The sequence below is a fragment of the Leuconostoc sp. genome (assembly GCF_965300815.1).
Genome location: NZ_CBDKZH010000017.1, coordinates 1 through 20,142, shown reverse-complemented (window position 1 = coordinate 20,142; position 20,142 = coordinate 1). Strand labels below are relative to the sequence as shown.

Genomic DNA, 20,142 nt, shown 5'->3' with positions numbered 1-20,142 from the left:
ATGACATCTTCGCTATACAACTTTGGATCAAGCTTTAACGTTTCAACTGGGATTGGTCGATCCTTCGTGATTTTTGCATCAATCACAACCACGCGACCTTGGTTGTAGTAGTCAACGGCTTCTTTCACAACCCGATCGACATCTTCAATGCGGCGCACAGTTAAACCAACTGCCCCTTGGGCTTCCGCAATCTTCGCATAATCAACGTCGGTAAAGTCAACACCGAAGTTATACGTATTCGTATCTTCATACTTATTTTTAATGAAGCCATATTCCGTATTGGTAAACACGACGTTAATTACTGGTAAGTTATAACGCACGTTAGTCACCACATCTGGGTATGTCATTGAGAAAGCGCCATCACCCATTAAGTTCCAGACTTGTCGGTCAGGATAAGTGTTTTTAGCCCCAATCCCACCTGGCAACCCAATGCCCATTGTGGCAAATAATGGTGACGTCCGCCACATGTTTTTAGGCGTCATGTGCAGGTGACGCACTGACATTTGGGTGACATTTCCAACATCAGTTGAGAAAATCGCATCTTCGTCGGCATACTTATTAATTGCTTGATAGACTTGATAAGCTTGCAAATCACCTTCAGTCTTTTGTTCCAAGCGATTCATATACTGACGCCAGTTTTGAATATTTTTAACATTGGCTTGCCACCATGGTGACTCAGGTACTGCGGTTACCTTGTCCAAAATTGCCGTAATGGCATCGCCAGCATCACCTAAGATCGCCACATCATTGCGGTGACGCTTACCTAGCATGGCAGGATTGCTGTCAATTTGGATAAACTTCTTAACATTGCGGAAAGTCCCTTCAACTTCTGAGAATGGGAAGTTTGTGCCCACAAACAAGACCGTATCAGCTTCCAAAACAGCTTCGTTGGCTGGTTTCCAACCAACACGGAACGTTGAGCCGGTAAAGCCTTCAAAATCCCACTCAAATGTTTCAAAGTTCTTCCCTGTCGTAATAATCGGTGCTTTAAGCTTACGGGATAATTCTTGGACGGCTGGGCCATGTCCCATTGTCCCAATTCCAGCATAGATGATTGGTCGCTTCGCTTGGTTCAACAGTTCTACTGCTGCATCAATATCAGCTTCGTCCACTGGGGCTGAGCGGTATTCTTTATAAGTCAAACCTGATGAATAAAGCGGTGAAGAGTAAAGTGCGTCAGCATCAATTTCCGTAAAGCCAAAATCAGCCGGGACTTCTAACACAGCAACACCACGTTTAGCAATGGCCGTGCGGATCGCATCATCAACCAAATGCGGCAATTGTTCCGCAGTGGCAACACGACGGTTATAAACAGCAATGCTTTCGTACATTGGGTTTTGGTTTAATTCCTGAAATGAATCCATGTTCAATTCACGAACAGGCTTTGAGCCCAAGATGGCTAACACTGGAATATTATCCATCGCAGCGTCATAAAGCCCATTAATTAAATGTGTGGCCCCAGGACCACCTGATCCCACTGTCACACCCAATTTGCCACCGAATTTCCATTGCATCACAGCGGCCATTGCGCCAACTTCTTCATGTTTTACCTGAAGAAACTTAATGTCATTATCAGGATGCCCCATGGCATTCATCAAACCACTCAAAGTACCAGATGGAATCCCATACATTGTATGGACACCCCACCCTGACATTACTTTTAGTGCCGCAAGACCCGCTGAAATTTTATTACCTGACATGTTACTACTCTCCTTCAAAATATGATCGCTTTTTGGAAGCGCTTTCATTTCACATACTTAGTATAGGTCATGGCCGATATAATAGCAAGCCCCAAACCCATTACCTTCGTGATATCTAGCGTGATTAAATCAGCACTACTAGTCATTACATGAAAAAATTATCACAAAATAACTCGCGCGCTATCGTAATGTAACTTTTTCACTGACACGTCAAATTCACTTTCCTATCCCAGTGAATTTCATGACAGCTATCATGACTACTTCCAAAATAGCCTACAACTCCTCATATCCCTCGATATAATGTAAAAAACGGCGGCCATTGCTGGCAGCCGTTTTTACTGATTTTGGTTGTGTGCCATGACCTATCTTTGATCATGATCACACAATATTATTTTTGATTGTCTGTTGTTACGGTTTCTTTTGGTGTTGTCCCATCAGCTAAGGTTTTATCCGTTGGCTTCTCCCAAGAGACAAAATCACAATCTGGATAGCGTGAGCAGCCATAGAATGTCCGTTGTTTCTTCGTTTTGCGTTCAACCACTTGGCCTTTATGACACTTTGGACATGTTAAGCCAATTTCTTTAATAATGGTTTGTGTATGTCGGCAATCAGGAAAACGTGCACAAGCAAAGAATTTACCATACCGGCCCATTTTAACAATCATCGGTGATCCGCAAACCTCACAGTCCATCCCAGCTAGTTCATCGTGCATAATGACTTTTTCTAAGGTTGCAGCAGCGTTATCAACTTCTTTTGAAAATGGCTTAAAGAATGCATCAATCACGGGTACCCACTGCTTATCACCCGTTTCAACTTCATCTAACTCGTGTTCAATACGAGCAGTAAACTGTATATCCGTGACATCGGGAAAATTATCCACGACAATTTTTTGTACGATTTCCCCTAATTCCGTTGGCACAAACTTACGCGCATCAATTCTGACATAATTTCGACGTTGAATGGTATCTAGCGTTGGCGCATAAGTTGATGGTCGCCCAACCCCGTTTTCTTCTAACGCTTTAATCAGCGCTGCTTCTGTATACCGTGCTGGTGGTAAAGTGAAATGCTGTTCCGGATTAATGTTGGCTAACCGAATCTGATCGCCAACAGCTAATGCTGGTAGCGCATTATCTTTTTCTTTTGCGGCTGGATACGCCTTGGTAAACCCTTGAAATTTAGTTTTAGACCCATTAGCCCGGAACGTCACGCCGTTTTGCTTAATCGTGACGGCCATCGTGTCCAAGATTTCAGGTGTCATTTGGCTGGCCACAAATCGTGACCAGATTAAACTATACAACTTAAACTGATCAGGGGTTAATTTATCTTTGATACTGGCGGGTGTGCGCATGACGTCCGTTGGTCGGATCGCTTCATGGGCATCTTGCGCACCTTCTGGCAAATCACCTTTTAACGGTTGGTGGCGTGAATACTCCGGCCCCCAAGTTTCATGAATATATTGTGCCGCTGCGTTGCGTGCTACGGTTGAGATACGCGTTGAATCCGTACGCATATAGGTAATCAAACCGACTTGACCAATGCCACGCCCTAAGTTAATCCCTTCATACAACTGTTGGGCGGTCATCATTGTTTTTCGCGTCCGGAAATTAAGCTGCGTGTTAGCTGTCTGTTGCATCGTTGACGTGGTAAACGGTAGCTGCGGGTTGCGCTTCCGTTCTTTGGCTTCTACGGCAACAACCTCAAAATCCGCTTCACGATCAAGACGTTGCATGACTTCTTGCACATGCGCCTGATCCGGCAATTTTGTTTTTTGATCATCTACGCCATAAAACGTGGCTTTGAATTTAGCCCGTGATTTTTTGAATTCAGAATCTAATGTCCAGTATTCTTCTGGTTCAAAGGCTTGAATTTCTTGTTCGCGGGCAATGATTAATCCCAACGCAACAGACTGTACGCGACCAGCTGACAAACCACGCTTAACCGTTTTCCAAAGAATTGGTGAAATGGAATAACCCACTAAGCGATCAAGGATACGTCGCGCTTGTTGCGCATCAACGAGGTCCTGATTAATTGTCCGTGGTGTTTTAAAAGCGTTTTTGACCGTATCTTTGGTAATTTCATTAAACACAACGCGATTCGGTTGGTCCTGATCCAAATCAAGCAGATGTTGTAAGTGCCAAGCAATGGCTTCCCCTTCACGATCCGGATCGCTTGCCAAATAAACTTTTTTAGCCGCTTTTGCTTCCTTACGCAGTCCCTTGATCACATCCCCTTTACCACGAATCGTAATGTACTTCGGATCGTAATCATTATCAACATCAACACCTAAAGTGGACTTCGGCAAATCACGCACATGCCCAAGACTGGCAATAACTTTATACGTACTCCCCAAGTATTTTTCAATTGTTTTAGCCTTTGATGGACTTTCCACAATCACTAAATTTTTCTTGGCTTTAGTCGTCGTCTTGCGCTTTGCCGGCTTTTTGGTTGCTGTTTTTTTTGTTGTTTTTGTCGCTTTTTTTGCTGTATCTACCATTTGATATGCCTACCAATCACTTCTTATTATATAGCATATCAGATTGTATCTAGGTTTTGGACACTTTCGAGAATATCGGTTGGTTTTGCGACTAATTTTGCACCCAATTGAATCAATTCATGAGTGCCTTGTGCGGTTGCTGAAAAAATTGTCCCCGGCACTGCTAGGACATCACGATTTTCCTGTAAGGCAAAATTAGCCGTGATTAAACTACCTGAATGTTGTTTCGCTTCAACAACTAATGTCGCTGATGACAGCCCAGCAATGATACGATTACGCGCGGGAAAATGGGATTTTTGCGGTCCGGTGCCAGGTGGATATTCGCTTAAGACCAATCCTTGTTCGCCAATTTGGGTTTGCAAGTGATGGTGCGCTTTGGGATAACCCACATCGATACCTGTACCAATGACGGCAATCGGTACGCCACGTTGTGCCAACGTCATTTGATGCGCCATCACATCAATGCCTTTTGCTAAACCCGACACAATCGCGACGTCTTGCCGCACGACATCAGGTAATAACGACCGCAACACGGCTAGACCATATGGCGTAGCTGTTCGCGTCCCCACAACGGATAGACTGGGTAACCTTAAAGCTTCTAGATGACCTTGATAAAACAAGACCAGTGGCGCGTCATAAATTTCTCGTAGACGACCTGGATAACACGCATCAAAATACGTCATATAAGGTGTCGACCACTGTTGCGCGCGTTCAACTGCACTACTATATGTCCGCCGGATCAAATGATGGCTGCGTTGATCGCCAAAAGATAAAATAAGATCTAACGGCCAAGGATAAATGGTTGGTACCTGCACCGCTGTGACGGCTGTTACCACAGCACGTGCTGCTTTAGCCCCCATACCATCTGTCAAATGGATGGCAAGTAACTGTTGATTTAAGTTCATGTTAAACTCCTTAAATCATCATACGTTTTCGGCCACTCGTGCTCAAAAAAAAACGACCTGTTACCAGATCGTTTTTAGCCTGTGACAATCTCACTCAAATATTCCCAGCGCAACATCTTTTCTTCTAACGCGGCTTCGAGTTGATCTTGTTCCTTTTGTAATTCGCCTAATTTCACATAATCCGTGCCAAATTTAGCCATTTCATCAGGAATAGCTTGAAGACGCGTTTCCAATTCGGTAATGTCGTCTTCAATCGTTTCCCATTCCTTCTTTTCATGATAAGTGAGTTTCTTTTTAGCTGGCGCAGCTGGTGTTGTTGGTTTTGGTTGGACCACATTCGCAGCTTGAGCCGTTTTTTCTGCTGCTTGTTGGGCCAAATATTGACTAAACAAACCATCATACCGTGTCACCACGCCATCACCTTGAAACATATACAGTTGGTTCGCCACTTTATCAAGGAAATACCGATCGTGTGATACCGTCATCACGGCACCCGCAAAATCATTCAGGAAATCTTCCAAAACTGTCAATGTACTAATATCTAAATCATTTGTTGGTTCATCCAGTAACAACACATTGGGTTGCTGGAGCAATAGTTTCAAGAGATACAGACGGCGCTTTTCCCCACCGGACAATTTACGAATCAACGTACCATGCATAAACGGTGGAAATAGGAATTGTTCCAGCAGTTCAGACACACTAACTTGATTGCCATTTTTATCCGTAACCGAACTGGCCACATCAGATAGATAAGCAATTACCCGCTTATCCTCAGGAATCGTTTCCGTTACTTGCGTATAATACGCCATCTTAACGGTCTCGCCTAACTCAATCACGCCACTGGTTAACGGTAGTTGCCCGGCAATGGCATTCAAAAAAGTGGTCTTCCCTGCGCCATTTTCACCCGTAATCCCAATCCGATCGCCCGCCGCAACACGCAAATTAAAGTCATCCAAAATCCGTTTGTCGCCAAACTGTAACTGCGCATGCTCAATGACGATAACTTTTTTCCCTAGTCGTTGTTGTCCTAAATTCACGGCAACATCGTCATCTACCTTCAGCGTTCCCATTTGTGATTCTAGTTCAGCAAAGGCGTTTTCACGGGCTGTTTGCTTCGTTGTGCGTGCCCGTGCTGATTTACGCATCCAGGCCAGTTCTTGCTTATAGAGCTGCTGTTGCTTGTGTTCGGCAATTCTTGACTGGGCGATCCGCTCAGCCTTGCCGGTCATATAATCCTGATAATTCCCTTTATATTCGTATAATTCACCAAATGATAATTCGAAAATACGCGATGCCACGGCATCTAAGAAATACCGATCATGGGTCACAACCAAGACAGCGCCTTTATAATTGGCCAAAAACTTTTCCAACCAAGCAATCGAATCAAAGTCAAGATGGTTGGTTGGCTCATCAAGAATCAACAAGTCCGGGGCTTCAATTAACACTTGGGCCAACCCCACACGCTTGCGCTGACCACCGGAAAGTTCGCTGACCTTTCGGTGTAAATCTGGCATGTGCAATTGCGTCAAAATCGCCTTAATATGCGCTTCAGTTGTCCAAGCGTCATCACGATCCATCGCATTTTGGGCCGCCTCAAACTGTTGGGCTGCCTTCTCATCAGTCGTATGTTCACCAAAATGTTGCAACGCATATTCGTATTGCCGAATCGTTTGAAAAATGGGTTGATCCCCCGACAAAATTGCATCCATCACGCGAGCATCTGGATCCAAGTCCGGATTCTGTGTCAAATACCCAATGGTATAGTCATTTTGCGTGATGATTTGACCGGCATCAGCTGGATTGACACCAGCAATGGCATTCAAAAGCGAGGTTTTCCCCGACCCATTGACACCAATTAAGCCAATCCGATCACCTTCTGTGATTAAAAAAGAGATATCGTTAAATAACACTTTTTCGCCGTAAGTACTTTTTAAGTTTTCTACTCTAAATTGTTTCATACTTCTATTATACCCAACCTTTGGCCTTTTTATCGGCTTATTTTTTTGATATACTTGGACTAACATTTTGCGAACTTTGACGAATTTGAGGAGACGAAACATGCAATTAACTGCCGCCATTCAAAATTTTAATTTTGACCACATTTTACTGAATGCTGCTGGAGTAATGTGCCAGACAAAAGAAGAGCTCGACACAGTTCTAGCTTCCAATTACACTGGCGCCGTGGTGACAAAGTCGGCAACACCCGCCTTGCGTGAAGGTAACCCCACGCCACGTTACTACGAAATGGCACAAAATCTTGGCACGATTAATTCAATGGGCTTGCCCAATGCTGGGTTTGACTACTACATGGATTACGTCTCACAAAAGGAAACCGATAAGCCTATTTTCTTCTCAATTGCTGGTCTTTCCAAGCAAGATAATTTAGACATGTTGCGTCGACTGGAAGCTTCAGATTTTGGCAGCTTGATTGAATTGAATCTCTCATGTCCAAATGTCCCAGGCAAGCCCCAAACAGCTTACGACTTTGAAGCAACCGAAGCTATTTTAACCGAAGCATTCGCCTTCTTCACTAAGCCTTTGGGCGTTAAATTACCCCCATATTTTGATATTGTACATTTTGACATGATTGCCGCTATCTTAAACAAGTTCCCGCTCGCGTTTGTCAACACGATTAACTCAATTGGTAATGGTTTGGTCATTGATCCTGAAGCTGATACTGTTGAGATTAAGACAAAAGCCGGCTATGGTGGTTTGGGTGGCACTATTGTAAAAGCCACGGCATTAGCTAATGTTCGGGCTTTGCGTGATCGCTTGCGTGATGATATCAAAATTATTGGTACTGGTGGTGTCACAACTGGCCGTGATGTTTATGACCATGTGTTATGTGGGGCCGATTTGGTTGAAGTTGGCTCACAATTGGCAGTTGAAGGCATTGGCGTCTTTGAACGGCTGGAAACTGAATTAGCCGCCATTTTAGCAGAAAAAGGCTTCACCTCATTGGATCAAGTCCGCGGTCAACTCAAAACAATCGATTAATAAAAAGCAATCCACATGGATTGCTTTTTTTAGTGCTTAAGTATCAAAATAGCGGTGCCCGGCCACTGTGACCTGATGTTGAATCGTGGTCTGGAAAACAGCGGATAATAACGTATCCGTCAGCATCTCTTTTGGCGTACCAGCAAGGATGGTTTGCTCATGCATCACCCAAATCCAATCTGCTACCCGTTGCGCATAGTTTAAATCATGCACAATCATGATGACACTTGTCTGTGCTGTCATCAGTAACTGCGTCAACCGTTTTTGATAGCGTAAATCTAAAGCTGACAATGGTTCGTCTAGTAGTAAAATTGGTGCCTGTTGAACCAGCATAAACGCTAACCAAACGCGCTGTTGTTGGCCACCAGACAGTGTCCGCATGGCCATTTTCAGTAAAGGTGCGAGATCAAATGCCGCCACCACATCAAGACTTGGCAGTTGGGTCGCACGTTGCTGGCCCAGTGCTAGTACCGCTTGTACCGAAATATCGTCGTAAATGTCATTTTTTTGCGGTAAATAAGCCGCTTCCGGTAATCGACGGGCTAATTCAGCTAGTAACGTTGATTTCCCAACCCCATTTTGACCAAGCATCACGGTTATCCCTTGATCAGGCCAGCATACCGTCTGCTCATGCAATAGATCACGTGGTAGGGTTAAGTCATTAATTTTCATATTGTCGCCACCATAAAACCATAAAAAATGGGGCTGTTAGTAACATCAGCATTGCCCCAGTGGGTAATTCAATCGGATAGCGGCTACTATGTGCCAGCATATCACTCAAACTCAAGACCAATGTGCCAAACAACGCAGTTGGCAACAACCGTTGCTGCGCACTGCCACCAAACCAAAAACGTACTAATTGCGCTACGATTAGCCCCACAAAAAAAATCGTCCCTAATACAGCACTCACCGCACCAATATAACCGGCTGCAACGAGCTGCCAGGGCCAACTTAATCGTGATTCAGGATAGCCCAGACGCGCAATATGGCCCTGCGACAAAGCAAATAATGCTAATTGTGCCGATCGTAATTGTATGAAGATTAACCCCAGCAAGCCAATCACGGTTAACAACCAAGTGTCGGTCACGGTCACATTGGCCAATGATTTTCCCAGCAAACCTTGTTGGTTAGTCAGTAAACTGGTGCCAGCATTGAAAAACAATGCCAAAGCGAGGCCACCCAGTGGCAACAATAAGGGTTGATGGCCCATTTTTAAGACACTGCGGCGCAACACGACTAACCACCCCATCGCCAGCACGGCCCCAATGGCCACGCGATAGGTCAGCGCGGGCGCCCAAACCACCGTCAATAAGGCTAGGCCTAACTCACTGCCACTCGCCAAACCTAGCATACTGGCATCAATATAGTGATGTCGTAAAGTTGTTTGGAAAATCAAGGCACTAACTGCTAGCATTGCGCCACCGATTAAAGCAAACAGCACGCGGGGCAAGCGCAATTGCCAAAAAATATCCCAACTCGGCCATTGCTGTCTTAACGGGACACCTAACGTTATCACCACAACTAACACAATACTCAGATACAAGATCAGCATCCCCCATCGTCTCATTGCGCCACCGCCAGCCATTGTTGAATGTCGCGATAGGCCGTCACGACTTGTAAGTTCGCCGTCATACCAAAATCAGGGGCCGAAACATCATGAATTTGACCTGATTGCGTCGCCTTTAAATGCGCATAAGGCGCTTGCTGAAATATTTGATCAAAACTCTGCTTGACCTGGGTTGGCATCGCATGAGCCAGTCGTATCACAACAGCTGGATTTTCTTGGGCAATCGCTTGTGGATTTGGTGTGGTCAAAGATTGATTCACATCACCGCCAACGACTTCACCGCCGGCGCGTTTAACCAAATCACCGAGATAACTGTGCGCATTTGCCACCAAGAAGCCACCGCCAGGCATCCCCACCAAAATTAAAACCTTCACGGGTTTTTTAAGCGTTTTTGGTGGTAATTTAAGTGATCTCAGTAACTTTTGGGCTGCTGCAACTTGATGATAAGTCATGCCAAGTTGTAAAATATTGCGCGTCAGCTGCTGGTAAGTTGTAAAATCAAGTGTCGTCATTTTAATCTGGCTGGCTTTTAGTTTTGTAGCATAATCCGCCGTTAAAGCCGCATCAACATACACGACACTGGGATGAACACGGAGAATTTGTTCAAAATTAACACTCACATGGTTGCCGACTTTTGGCAACTGCGCATAACGCGCTGGTAGCGGTTCTTGACTGGTCGGCACAGCTGCTAGCGGTACTCCTAACCGATCAAAAATCGCCACTTGTGCCATTGTTGTCGCAACCGGTCGGTTTGCTGGTTGCGCCTGCCGTTGTGCCACCGCGTAGCCAACACCACCGATTAGGAGCACTATCAAAATCACGCCACTAACAAACACCTGTTTTTTAGCCATGTTAACCCACTTTCTGTCGTTTTTTGGTCCAAATCATATGACCAACGATACCAAGCCCGCCCAACAAGACCCCTGCTAAGGCTGCCGGCCATAGCGGCGCTTGTTGATGACGTTGATGCGTTGCGGTTGCTGCTTTGGCGACAGGAGCGGGTTGCGCAGCGGATACTTCGGCTGATGACGACGTAGCCGCTGGCGTTGGTTGATCGACGGCTGGTTGAACACTGCTGCTACTGTTAGCTGACGGCACCACTTGCTGCGACGATGCGGCTGCGGTCGTGTTAGATGAGCTATGTGTCTGGCTAGCTGATGCTGGCGCTGTTGGCTGAGCCTGCCCAGTTGTAGCGGCAGCCGTTTTTGGTTGCGCAACTGCTGGCAAATTTTTGGCGTCAAACTGCAAATTAAAATCATAAGTATGGTGATAATTTAAACTCGCAACGTCAACTTTCATCGTGCCACTTAAAAGCGTATTGGGATTTTTGACCAGAAAGCTAAACGTATAATAGTCGGTATTACCTTGTGTGCTCTGGGTGACCGTTGGTTTTTGTTGATTAATCGTCAAAATAGTCACTGGAAACCGGCCCAACTCGTGCTGCGTTGCAATGATAAGTTGCGCCCGATACTGGTCGCCAGCTGGCACTAAGTCACCAGGCGTCACAAAATAAGCACTGGCATACGAGACGTCATGCGTGCTGTACTTCAAAACCTGGTAAGGCACTGCTTGGGCCTGCACACTAGTCATGTTAGCAGTCCCAACAATGGCGCCAACTAGACACCCAAAAATAATTTTTTTAAACACACCAACCTCCACCAAACGTTATTTCTTTCTCACCGTTGCCGTTTTCATCACGGCAACCCCTAAAAAGGCAATAGACCCATTATATCGTTTTGACAAGTCAAAAAGTTTTATAATGTGATAAATTTATCAAACGATAAGACGTGTGACCCATTGGCCCCGTAGCAACACGAGCATTTTATTACAATTGACGTATTTCCAATAAAACTGGTCAAACACCTCATTATATGCCCTTTGATAAACGTGAAATACCTTGCTGGCTGGGGATTGTCGGCTATTTTTCATGCGCTTGTAGTCCAGGTATTATCACCCTTTGTATAAAATTGTGAAATGAGAAGCAATGCGATACAATAATGCCTTAGTCCCTTTGACAGTAGAATAGGAAAGAAAGATAGGATAATAGCTCATGAGTCGAAAACACGTGACGGTTTTCTTGGCAACTGCCGCACTTGCAACAGTCGTTGCCACGTCACCCCAGAAAATTGCTGCCGCTGACGTTTCAGGTAGTGTACAAACTCTCGCGCAACCTGAACCAGATTTAGCAACTTGGTTGCCCGATAAAAATTTGCAAATCAATTTGCAACAGCTACTCGGACCAGATGTCCCACTGACACAAGCCAATTTGGCCAAATTAACAACGGCTAATTTAACGTATAGCGATGTGACCAATTTAAAAGGGCTGGAATTCGCCAAAAATCTACAACAATTAGATTTGACCGGCAATGCCATCAGCGACCTAACACCACTGCAGCACTTAACGCAATTAACCGACCTGAGCTTACGGCTAAATAAAGCTGATCAACTCCCCGATTTAGCAAAATTAGGGCAAGTGCCCATCCAACAGCTAAACCTGGTTGGGGATGCTTATGGTGCAGCCCCACAGCAACTGGCCGGTTTATCGCAACTGACACAACTACAATCGCTTAAGTTAGTCAACAGCAAGCTCACCACGCTACCACCACTGGCGCCAACTGCTCCCCTCACTACGCTTGATTTATCCGGAAACAAACTCACAGATGTGAACGGACTCGCAAACTTTCCGTTGCTGACGACATTAAGCCTTGGTAGTAACCAAATCGCAGATTGGCGCCCTGTTGCAAATCTCAGCCACCTCACCAGCCTCACAACTGGGAATAATCCACAAACAAACATTAGTGTGTTACAGCGTTTAACCCAACTCAAAAAACTAAATCTCTCACAATTAGGCATGACTAACCAAGATTTGAAACTCGTGACGAACATGACAAGCCTGCAAGATTTGGCGATTGATTTCAACGGGACCATTTCTGATTTGTCGCCATTGACCGGCTTAAAACAATTAACCGATCTTGATTTCAGTAAAGATGCCGTTAGCGATTTATCACCGCTAGCTGGGCTGACTCAGTTGGCGAATTTATCTTTATCCAATAACCAAGTCACGGATTTGGCGCCCTTGGCAAATCTCACCCAACTCGAAAATTTAACTATTTTACGTAACCAAGTACGGGATTTGAGTCCACTAAAAATGCTCAATAAGCTGACCTACCTCAACGCTAAATTCCAATTTGTCACCATGCCAACGTTGACTATCCCCAGTGATGCCGCCCAATTTAACACGCGTCTCTCGGCTAAAGCCATTGACGGTACCGTGATCCCGCTAACGTATCAAAGCGGGCTAAATGCCACTGTCAATCTTGACCAAATTAACTATTCAGGTCTGACTGGCGATGGGCAAACTAGCTTCTCATGGGACAATGCAGCTGGGGCTAACAAACTCAGTAGTCGATTTAGCGGGTCCCTCATCCAACCAATTAAATTGGCGCAGACTGTCGTCACTCCCACCCCAACACCTGATGTTGTACCAGAACCAGTGACATTGTCCGTTATGAAAGGCGACAATCAGAACTTAACCTCCGTGGCAAGCAATTACATTTTACCAACAGCGACGTTAACCCGACACGCGGATGGCTCAGGTAGCTTGACTTTCACCGCGAATGTCCCCGCTAACTACGGTAAAGACAGTATTGCCTTTACGCAGGCCACTCAAGTTTCTGCTGACCTGGTTGGAAGTGCCTATATTCTCACCTATACGTTGCCACTTTCAGCAGCCGAATTAGCCCAACCCGCTATTTTGGAAGATATGCAAGTAGCCATTGATTTGCCTGGTTTTGACTATCATCATGCTTATCAAGTCTATTTCAAATTATCACAAGATCCCAATGCTGCGCCGACATCACCTGCGCCAATCTTTGAGATCCCGCAGACAACACCTGATCTGCAACTAAAACCTGATCAGGTGTTTGATCAGGCGGCTACACCCCTATTGGCTCACAACCAACCAAGCGCATTGCAACCACTGTTACCAGTATTATCAGCGCAACCTCAGGCCACCAAAAGCCTGATGGCACAAATTGTAACCACTGCAAAACAGCCGCTGTCACCAGTAGCGGCTGCAACTGTGCCAACAGCACCCAAATCGACCCCGGCGCCGGCTACGCCCGCTAAAAAAGCGCCTGTGTCTCATGCAACTAAGCCGCAAAAAGCTGCGACGACACACCCCAACCCCGCCCCGAAAAAAATAACCCAACACCACGGTGCTCAAATTGCCATTTTCACGGTTTCACTACTTAGTGTCCTTGGGCTTTATAGCTTCCGTGTCTTGCGAAAATAAGCCATTAAAAAAAGCCGCTGTTTTGATTTAAAACAGCGGCTTTTTTGGCCAACAAAAAACGCGGCACAGCATTGTGTCGCGTTTAAATTGTATTAACGCAATGATTCAACGTCGCGGGCAATCATCAATTCTTCGTTTGTTGGAATCAACAAACCAGTTACTGATGAATCAGGTGTTGTCAAAACAGTTTCCTTACCACGCACATTGTTGGCTTCGGCATCCAACTTCACACCGGCAAATGACAAGGCTTCAAGGACCTTCGCACGTGTCACGGTATCGTTTTCACCAATACCAGCAGTAAAGATGACGGCATCAACACGACCAAGTTCCGCAAAGTATTGACCAGCGTAACGAATGACACGGTCATAGAACATATCAAGTGCCAACTTAGCGTGTGGGTGTGTTTCTTGGACTTCTTCCAAATCACGCATGTCGTTTGAAATTGTTGAAATACCCAACAAACCTGACTTCTTGTTCAAGATTGACAACATTTCTTCGTTTGTCAAACCTTCACGTTCTTGAATATAGTAAATCAATGATGGGTCAACATCACCTGAACGTGTCGCCATTGTCAAACCAGCCAATGGTGTGAAGCCCATTGATGTGTCGTATGACTTACCGTTCTTAATCGCTGTAACTGATGCACCAGCACCCAAGTGGAATGAAATTGCGTTGAATTGATCCAATGGAATACCAAGCTTTTCAGCCGCACGTTCTGTCACGTAACGGTGTGACGTACCATGGGCACCATACTTACGCGCACCGTAGCGAGCATAATATTCGTAAGGAATGCTGTAAAGATAGTTCTTTTCTGGCATTGTTTGGTGGAATGATGTATCAAACACCGCCACTGACAAAGCATCTGGCAACAACTTTTGGAAGGCACGGATACCCATGGCGTTGGCTGGGTTGTGCAATGGGGCATAATCACCCAAACGATCAATCTTAGCAAGCACTTCGTCAGTAACAACAACAGAGTGGTTAAACCATTCACCACCGGCTACGACACGGTGACCAACACCAGTGATTTCGTTAAAGTCCTTCACGATGCCAAGATCTGTCATCTTTTGCAATAGCACGTCAATTGCTTGTTCATGATCCTTAATGGCCATTTCATGTTCAAACTTCTTGCCGCCGTTTTTAGTTAATGTGATATGCCCTTCTTCGGCACCGATCAAACGCTTTGGTTCGATATTATTACCGTACTTGATTGAAATTTCAGCATTATCTGAACCAATACGTTCAATAATACCTTGCATCAATACCTTTTCCTCAGGCATTTCCAACAATTGGAATTTAAGTGATGAGCTACCAGCGTTAACCGCCATTACTTTTGACATCGTGTTTACCTTTAACCTTTAAATGTATTCATAACAGTTCCTGTTATGTCATAATTCAATTGTAACATTTTTTACGGGTAAAGGTCACGTTGATCTAGCGCGAAATATGGTACAATATTTATACATGGATAACAATCGCTTGAGTAGGTAAAACATGATAAAAAAATGGTTATTAAGCAATCTCATCGGCGTGAGTATTAGCGTCTTCGTCTTAATGACAACTTTTGGATTAGTTTACTCGCTCGCCAATAAAGACAAAATCTCAACCGGGCCAGACAACGTGCAATTGCGTTCGGGGCCTGGCTTACAGTACCGATCACTGGCGACCTTAAAACGTGGCACCGACTTAATTGTCTTAAAAGATGATCAAGGTTGGTATCAAGTACGGCGCGCTGATAATGAAAAAGTTGGTTGGGTGGCGAGTTGGGTGGCTAAATCGCATACCTTACGGCACGCCACACCGATAAGTGAAGCCACGATTGTTTTAGATCCTGGGCATGGTGGTAACCCAAACAAGCGTTATAATGGTTTGTCTGGTGACAATGGCTCATCATCAGCCGATGGTAAGTATCACGAAAAGACGTATACCTTACGTACGGCACGTCAAGTACGTGATGCGTTGGCCCCAACGGGTGCGCGTGTCTTAATGACGCGTGATTCAGATGTGCTAGTCCCCTTATTAGACATTCCAAAGCTCGCGACCAAGTACCGTGCTGATGCGCAAATCTCCTTTCACTTCGATCACGCTGGGGATGAGAACAGCGCAACTGATGCCACCGGTATTACCCAATACTATTATCAAGAAAATGGCCAAGCCCTAACCTCAGCACTGCATAACGCTTTAAATAGCTTACCCATGACTGATCGCGGGATGGACACCGCCAAATATGTGGTCTTAAATCGTGCTTCGCAGCCAGCCACATTACTTGAATTAGGTTACATCAACAATCCCTCGGATTTCAAAAAGATTCAATCAACACGTTACCAAAAACAAATTGCCAATGCGATTACCAAGGGACTCACAACGTATTTTGACAATGAAGCAGGAAAGAAATAATGGCATTTTTTAAAAAGACAAAACAAGCATTAAGCGCAAATATTGCGAACCAAACAACAGAACAAGTCGAAGAACATTTAGACGGGATGATTGTCCAGCCCTTTGCTTACCGGAAATTATTAATTATTTACCGGATTGAACAATATCCAAGTACGAATAATCACATTGATAACAAAATTTTGACCTTTGAAACCAAAGAACCTTTGTCAGAACGCCGTTATCATGAAATTATTGACCGGTTAAAAAATGACGAGAGTGATCGCATTTCAATCGTCAATATTTTACCCCTCGTCGACTAAAACGTCACACAAAAACCACGCTAACCTATTTCAGCGTGGTTTTTTTATGTGTTTAAATTAACGTGTCAACACTTGGTCGATAACTTGATCATGGGGTTCTAATGGCAACGTCTCAAGTAATTGCGGGGTTAAGGCCAGCGCAATAGTTTGGCCCGTATAAGTCGACAAAAACCGATCGTAATAACCAGCGCCAAAACCTAAACGCCCGCCTTGTTTCGTGTAAGCTAAGCCAGGGACAATCACCAGATCAATGTTTTCTGGTGGATACACTGTGTCTTCCTCTGGTTCTTGAATGTTTAACGCGCCTGCCGTAAATGCCGTTTGCGGCGTAATCGCAACAAACTGCATCTGTTTCGCCACAATCTTTGGTACCACAACTTGTTTCCCATTGGCCCAAGCATGGGCAATAATTGGCTGTGTGTTCAGTTCCATAGGTGTACTGAGTACCACGGCAATGGTTTTTGCTGCGGCCCATTGCGCCGTATTAAATAGTTTAGCCCGTAACGCAGTCTCTTCAGTTAAACGGTCCGGTCCTTGATATGCTTGCAGTTTTTGCTTTTGTACTTGTCGCAAATCACGTTTTGTATGCATCTTCTTATCGCCTCCAATAAAAAAAGTCGGCCTAGGCCGACTTGCCATTATTCAAATAAGTGTGTCATGGCCAAAATTTCGGCTTCTTTTTTCACTTCTTTTAATACCTTTGGATCATCATAATTGTGAATGGCTGTCACAATTAATTCAGCCACACGGCGGGCATCAGCTTCTTTGAAACCACGCGTTGTGATAGCAGGTGTCCCAATACGAATACCAGAAGTGATGAATGGGCTGAGTGTTTCATTTGGTAAGGCTTCTTTATTGGTTGTGATTGACACAGAATCCAATAATTCTTGCGTTTGCTTACCATTCAAGCCAGTCTTCGTCAGGTCTAAGTTAAACAAATGGTTATCCGTACCACCGGCCACTACGCGAATATCTTCAGTTTCTGAGAATACTTCTGCCATGGCTTGGGCGTTCTTGATAATTTGTGCGGCATAAGTCTTGAATTCAGGTTGCAACGCTTCCCCAAAGGCAATCGCCTTTCCTGCAATCACGTGTTCCAATGGCCCACCTTGTGAACCAGGGAAAATTGCTGAGTTCAATTGCTTAGCATACTTTTCTTGTGACAAAATGACACCACCACGTGGACCACGCAATGTCTTGTGCGTTGTTGACGTCACAACATCCGCAATGCCAACTGGATTTGGATGCAAACCAGCAGCTACAAGGCCGGCAATGTGCGCCATATCAACCATCAAGTAAGCACCAACTTCATCCGCAATCGCGCGGAACTTGTCAAAGTCAATAATACGTGAATAAGCTGACGCCCCAGCAACAATCATTTGTGGTTGCACTTCACGTGCTTGTTGCGCAATGGCTTCATAATCTAATTGTTCTGTTTCAGGATCCAAACCATAAGTAAATGATTCGTACATTTTACCGGAGAATGATACTTTCGCACCATGTGTCAAATGTCCACCGGCATCCAAATCCATCCCCAAAATACGGTCCCCAGGCTTTAAGAACGCCATGTAAGCCGCAGCATTTGCTTGTGAACCAGAATGGGGTTGCACATTGGCATATTCAGCGCCAAAGAGCGCCTTCAAACGATCAATCGCAAGTTGTTCAATCACATCGACATACTCTGTACCACCGTAGTAACGCTTGTAGGGATAACCCTCAGCATACTTGTTCGTTAATACAGAACCTTGTGCTGCTCGGACACCTTTTGAGGCAAAGTTTTCCGATGCAATCAATTCAATCGTGCGGTTTTGGCGGGCACCTTCTTGTTGAATGGCGCTCCACACTTCAGGGTCACGTTCTTTAAATGACATGATGTTCTCCTAATACGTTAATGACTTAATTATAAAGTATTTAACCATTTTTTTGTTTCTAATTATACGTATAATAACGAATTATTTATATTATTTCATTAAAATGTTCGTTTAAAAACAATTCTTGGCGGAACGTCTTTTCAATTTGCGCGGGTGTAATCACCTGACGGTGCAAAATTGGTTGTGCAAACAAGGTGTCGACTGCTGTTGGAATGGTTGTTTGCGTGAGTTGGGCTAATTGGGCCAAACCTTGATAACCTGTTTCAGATTGCGCACCTAATGCCGTCAACACCGTATCCGCAAACTTATACGGACTCGCCGTCGCTGCTAGCAAAGTTGGGCCACTAATCGCTTGTTCTGACAAGACAAAACGGCCAACAGCCGTATGTGGATCAATGGTGTACTGCGTCTGATCAAATACGGCTTGAATTGTCTTTGTCACCTGTTCTTGCGTGGCAAAGCCAGCCATAAATTGACTGAGTTGACGACGCGTTTCAGGCGTGACCTCATAGGCGCCCTTATCAGCGAGGTCTTGCATATAACGTTTCACTTCAGCTGTATTCCGGCCGCTGGCAAAATACAGCAAGCGTTCCAGGTTACTTGACACCAAAATATCCATTGCCGGCGCGTTGGTAACTTTAAATGCACGTTGCCGATCATAACGGCCCGTCTGGAAAAAGTCAGTTAACACATGATTTTCATTGGACGCCACAACAAATTGTCGTACTGGTAACCCAATTTGGCTGGCATAATAAGCAGCCAACACATTCCCAAAATTACCGGTTGGGACAACAATTGTGACCGGTTCACCGGCTTGCACTTGACCTTGGTTAACTAATTGTGCATAGGCATGAATATAATAAACAATTTGTGGGACCAAGCGCCCAATATTAATTGAGTTAGCCGATGAAAAACGTTGATGATGGGCAGCTAAATCAGCCACTAAGTCCTTTTCAGACAGCAACGATTTTACCGCTTTCTGGGCATCATCAAAATTACCCGTAATGGCAATCACATGGGCATTCTTGGCCGCTTCAGTTTGCATTTGTTGTCGCTGCATCTCACTCACACCCACTTCAGGGTAAAAGACGACAATCTCTGTTTGTGGGACATCACCAAAGCCGCGCATCGCTGCCGTGCCCGTGTCGCCAGACGTGGCCGTTAAAATAACCATCGTGTCCGTAATCTGCTGCTTTTTAGCAGCGGCGGTCATCAAATGCGGCAACGCTTGTAAAGCTACATCTTTAAAGGCCAGTGTTGGGCCGTTAAACAGCTCCATATACGTGAGTTGATCTTCTTGGTGATACGTGACAACGTCACGCTGCGCCCACTGGTTCCCATAAGCTTTCGTAATAATATGGTCGATTTCAGCCACACTAAAATCATCAAAAAAACCATCAAAAATTTGTGTGGCAATTTCTTGATACGTCTGACTTTTTAATTTTTCCCAATCCAATGTTAAGGGTGGCCACACTTCAGGGACATAGAGCCCACCATCTGGCGCAATACCGTTTAAAATGGCTTGGCTGGCGGTCACCTTTGGTGCTTCACCACGTGTTGAAACATAATTAAGCATACATGATTTCCTTTAATATTGAGTCATTAAGTTAGATTATAA

16 protein-coding genes are annotated in these 20,142 nt (G+C 44.9%); 4 read left to right on the top strand and 12 right to left on the bottom strand.

The features are described from left to right. The 4 genes from spxB to ACW12G_RS02235 all read right to left on the bottom strand — a co-directional run. A partial coding sequence (gene spxB, locus ACW12G_RS02250) for a pyruvate oxidase (protein WP_455647182.1) occupies positions 1-1,700 on the bottom strand: 1,700 nt, incomplete at its 3' end. Between the two features lie 388 nt (positions 1,701-2,088). Then, entirely contained in the window at positions 2,089-4,194 is a 2,106-nt protein-coding gene (gene topA, locus ACW12G_RS02245; protein ID WP_455647181.1) for a type I DNA topoisomerase, read from the bottom strand. A gap of 38 nt (positions 4,195-4,232) precedes the next feature. Beyond that, on the bottom strand, positions 4,233-5,099 hold the full coding sequence (dprA, locus tag ACW12G_RS02240) for a DNA-processing protein DprA (protein ID WP_455646517.1): 867 nt from the start codon (positions 5,097-5,099) through the stop codon (positions 4,233-4,235). 74 nt (positions 5,100-5,173) lie between these two features. Beyond that, positions 5,174-7,057, bottom strand: a complete 1,884-nt coding sequence (locus ACW12G_RS02235; protein WP_455647180.1) for an ABC-F family ATP-binding cassette domain-containing protein — start codon at positions 7,055-7,057, stop codon at positions 5,174-5,176. Between the two features lie 100 nt (positions 7,058-7,157). Between ACW12G_RS02235 and ACW12G_RS02230 the strand changes: the two genes are divergently transcribed. Further along, positions 7,158-8,096, top strand: coding sequence for a dihydroorotate oxidase (locus ACW12G_RS02230; RefSeq protein WP_455647178.1), 939 nt, complete (start codon positions 7,158-7,160; stop codon positions 8,094-8,096). 36 nt (positions 8,097-8,132) lie between these two features. On the opposite strand, the gene ACW12G_RS02225 is transcribed toward ACW12G_RS02230, so the two are convergent. Genes ACW12G_RS02225 through ACW12G_RS02210 form a run of 4 tightly spaced genes read right to left on the bottom strand, consistent with a single transcriptional unit; the run spans position 8,133 to position 11,310 of the window. After that, on the bottom strand, positions 8,133-8,768 hold the full coding sequence (locus tag ACW12G_RS02225) for an ABC transporter ATP-binding protein (protein ID WP_455647177.1): 636 nt from the start codon (positions 8,766-8,768) through the stop codon (positions 8,133-8,135). Further along, the gene (locus ACW12G_RS02220; protein WP_227783890.1) at positions 8,758-9,663 is read right to left on the bottom strand and encodes an iron chelate uptake ABC transporter family permease subunit; all 906 of its coding nucleotides are present in this window, start codon (positions 9,661-9,663) and stop codon (positions 8,758-8,760) included. The genes ACW12G_RS02225 and ACW12G_RS02220 overlap by 11 nt, the downstream gene beginning before the upstream one ends. Continuing rightward, positions 9,660-10,514, bottom strand: coding sequence for an ABC transporter substrate-binding protein (locus ACW12G_RS02215; RefSeq protein WP_455647176.1), 855 nt, complete (start codon positions 10,512-10,514; stop codon positions 9,660-9,662). Before ACW12G_RS02215 ends, ACW12G_RS02220 begins: the two co-directional genes overlap by 4 nt. 1 nt (position 10,515) lies before the next feature. Continuing rightward, positions 10,516-11,310: an NEAT domain-containing protein gene (locus ACW12G_RS02210; RefSeq protein WP_455647175.1), complete on the bottom strand. Its 795-nt coding sequence runs from the start codon at positions 11,308-11,310 to the stop codon at positions 10,516-10,518. A gap of 403 nt (positions 11,311-11,713) precedes the next feature. On the opposite strand from ACW12G_RS02210, the gene ACW12G_RS02205 reads away from it, so the two are divergent. After that, entirely contained in the window at positions 11,714-13,957 is a 2,244-nt protein-coding gene (locus ACW12G_RS02205; RefSeq protein ID WP_455647174.1) for a leucine-rich repeat domain-containing protein, read from the top strand. A 92-nt stretch (positions 13,958-14,049) separates the two neighbouring features. On the opposite strand, the gene ACW12G_RS02200 is transcribed toward ACW12G_RS02205, so the two are convergent. After that, entirely contained in the window at positions 14,050-15,297 is a 1,248-nt protein-coding gene (locus ACW12G_RS02200) for an acetate/propionate family kinase (protein ID WP_227783893.1), read from the bottom strand. Positions 15,298-15,451: 154 nt separating this feature from the next. On the opposite strand from ACW12G_RS02200, the gene ACW12G_RS02195 reads away from it, so the two are divergent. Continuing rightward, positions 15,452-16,354: an N-acetylmuramoyl-L-alanine amidase gene (locus ACW12G_RS02195; RefSeq protein ID WP_227783894.1), complete on the top strand. Its 903-nt coding sequence runs from the start codon at positions 15,452-15,454 to the stop codon at positions 16,352-16,354. After that, a complete protein-coding gene (locus ACW12G_RS02190) occupies positions 16,354-16,653 on the top strand; it encodes a hypothetical protein (RefSeq protein WP_029509328.1) in 300 nt (99 codons plus the stop codon). Before ACW12G_RS02195 ends, ACW12G_RS02190 begins: the two co-directional genes overlap by 1 nt. Before the next feature lie 57 nt (positions 16,654-16,710). Here ACW12G_RS02190 and ACW12G_RS02185 read toward each other — a convergent pair whose 3' ends face one another. The 3 genes from ACW12G_RS02185 to thrC form a co-directional block, all read right to left on the bottom strand. Then, on the bottom strand, positions 16,711-17,244 hold the full coding sequence (locus tag ACW12G_RS02185) for a 5-formyltetrahydrofolate cyclo-ligase (RefSeq protein WP_146976819.1): 534 nt from the start codon (positions 17,242-17,244) through the stop codon (positions 16,711-16,713). Positions 17,245-17,291: 47 nt separating this feature from the next. After that, positions 17,292-18,524, bottom strand: coding sequence for a serine hydroxymethyltransferase (glyA, locus tag ACW12G_RS02180; RefSeq protein ID WP_010003658.1), 1,233 nt, complete (start codon positions 18,522-18,524; stop codon positions 17,292-17,294). 85 nt (positions 18,525-18,609) lie between these two features. After that, the gene (gene thrC / locus ACW12G_RS02175; protein ID WP_455647173.1) at positions 18,610-20,100 is read right to left on the bottom strand and encodes a threonine synthase; all 1,491 of its coding nucleotides are present in this window, start codon (positions 20,098-20,100) and stop codon (positions 18,610-18,612) included. Positions 20,101-20,142 lie beyond the last annotated feature (42 nt).

Coding starts and splice junctions, on each gene's coding strand:
- dprA (WP_455646517.1), bottom strand. CDS start 5,099: ATGAACTTAAATCAACAGTTACTTGCCATCCATTTGACAGATGGTATG.
- ACW12G_RS02230 (WP_455647178.1), top strand. CDS start 7,158: ATGCAATTAACTGCCGCCATTCAAAATTTTAATTTTGACCACATTTTA.
- ACW12G_RS02195 (WP_227783894.1), top strand. CDS start 15,452: ATGATAAAAAAATGGTTATTAAGCAATCTCATCGGCGTGAGTATTAGC.
- ACW12G_RS02190 (WP_029509328.1), top strand. CDS start 16,354: ATGGCATTTTTTAAAAAGACAAAACAAGCATTAAGCGCAAATATTGCG.
- ACW12G_RS02215 (WP_455647176.1), bottom strand. CDS start 10,514: ATGGCTAAAAAACAGGTGTTTGTTAGTGGCGTGATTTTGATAGTGCTC.
- ACW12G_RS02205 (WP_455647174.1), top strand. CDS start 11,714: ATGAGTCGAAAACACGTGACGGTTTTCTTGGCAACTGCCGCACTTGCA.
- topA (WP_455647181.1), bottom strand. CDS start 4,194: ATGGTAGATACAGCAAAAAAAGCGACAAAAACAACAAAAAAAACAGCA.
- ACW12G_RS02235 (WP_455647180.1), bottom strand. CDS start 7,057: ATGAAACAATTTAGAGTAGAAAACTTAAAAAGTACTTACGGCGAAAAA.
- ACW12G_RS02200 (WP_227783893.1), bottom strand. CDS start 15,297: ATGTCAAAAGTAATGGCGGTTAACGCTGGTAGCTCATCACTTAAATTC.
- ACW12G_RS02225 (WP_455647177.1), bottom strand. CDS start 8,768: ATGAAAATTAATGACTTAACCCTACCACGTGATCTATTGCATGAGCAG.
- glyA (WP_010003658.1), bottom strand. CDS start 18,524: ATGTCATTTAAAGAACGTGACCCTGAAGTGTGGAGCGCCATTCAACAA.
- ACW12G_RS02185 (WP_146976819.1), bottom strand. CDS start 17,244: ATGCATACAAAACGTGATTTGCGACAAGTACAAAAGCAAAAACTGCAA.
- ACW12G_RS02220 (WP_227783890.1), bottom strand. CDS start 9,663: ATGAGACGATGGGGGATGCTGATCTTGTATCTGAGTATTGTGTTAGTT.
- thrC (WP_455647173.1), bottom strand. CDS start 20,100: ATGCTTAATTATGTTTCAACACGTGGTGAAGCACCAAAGGTGACCGCC.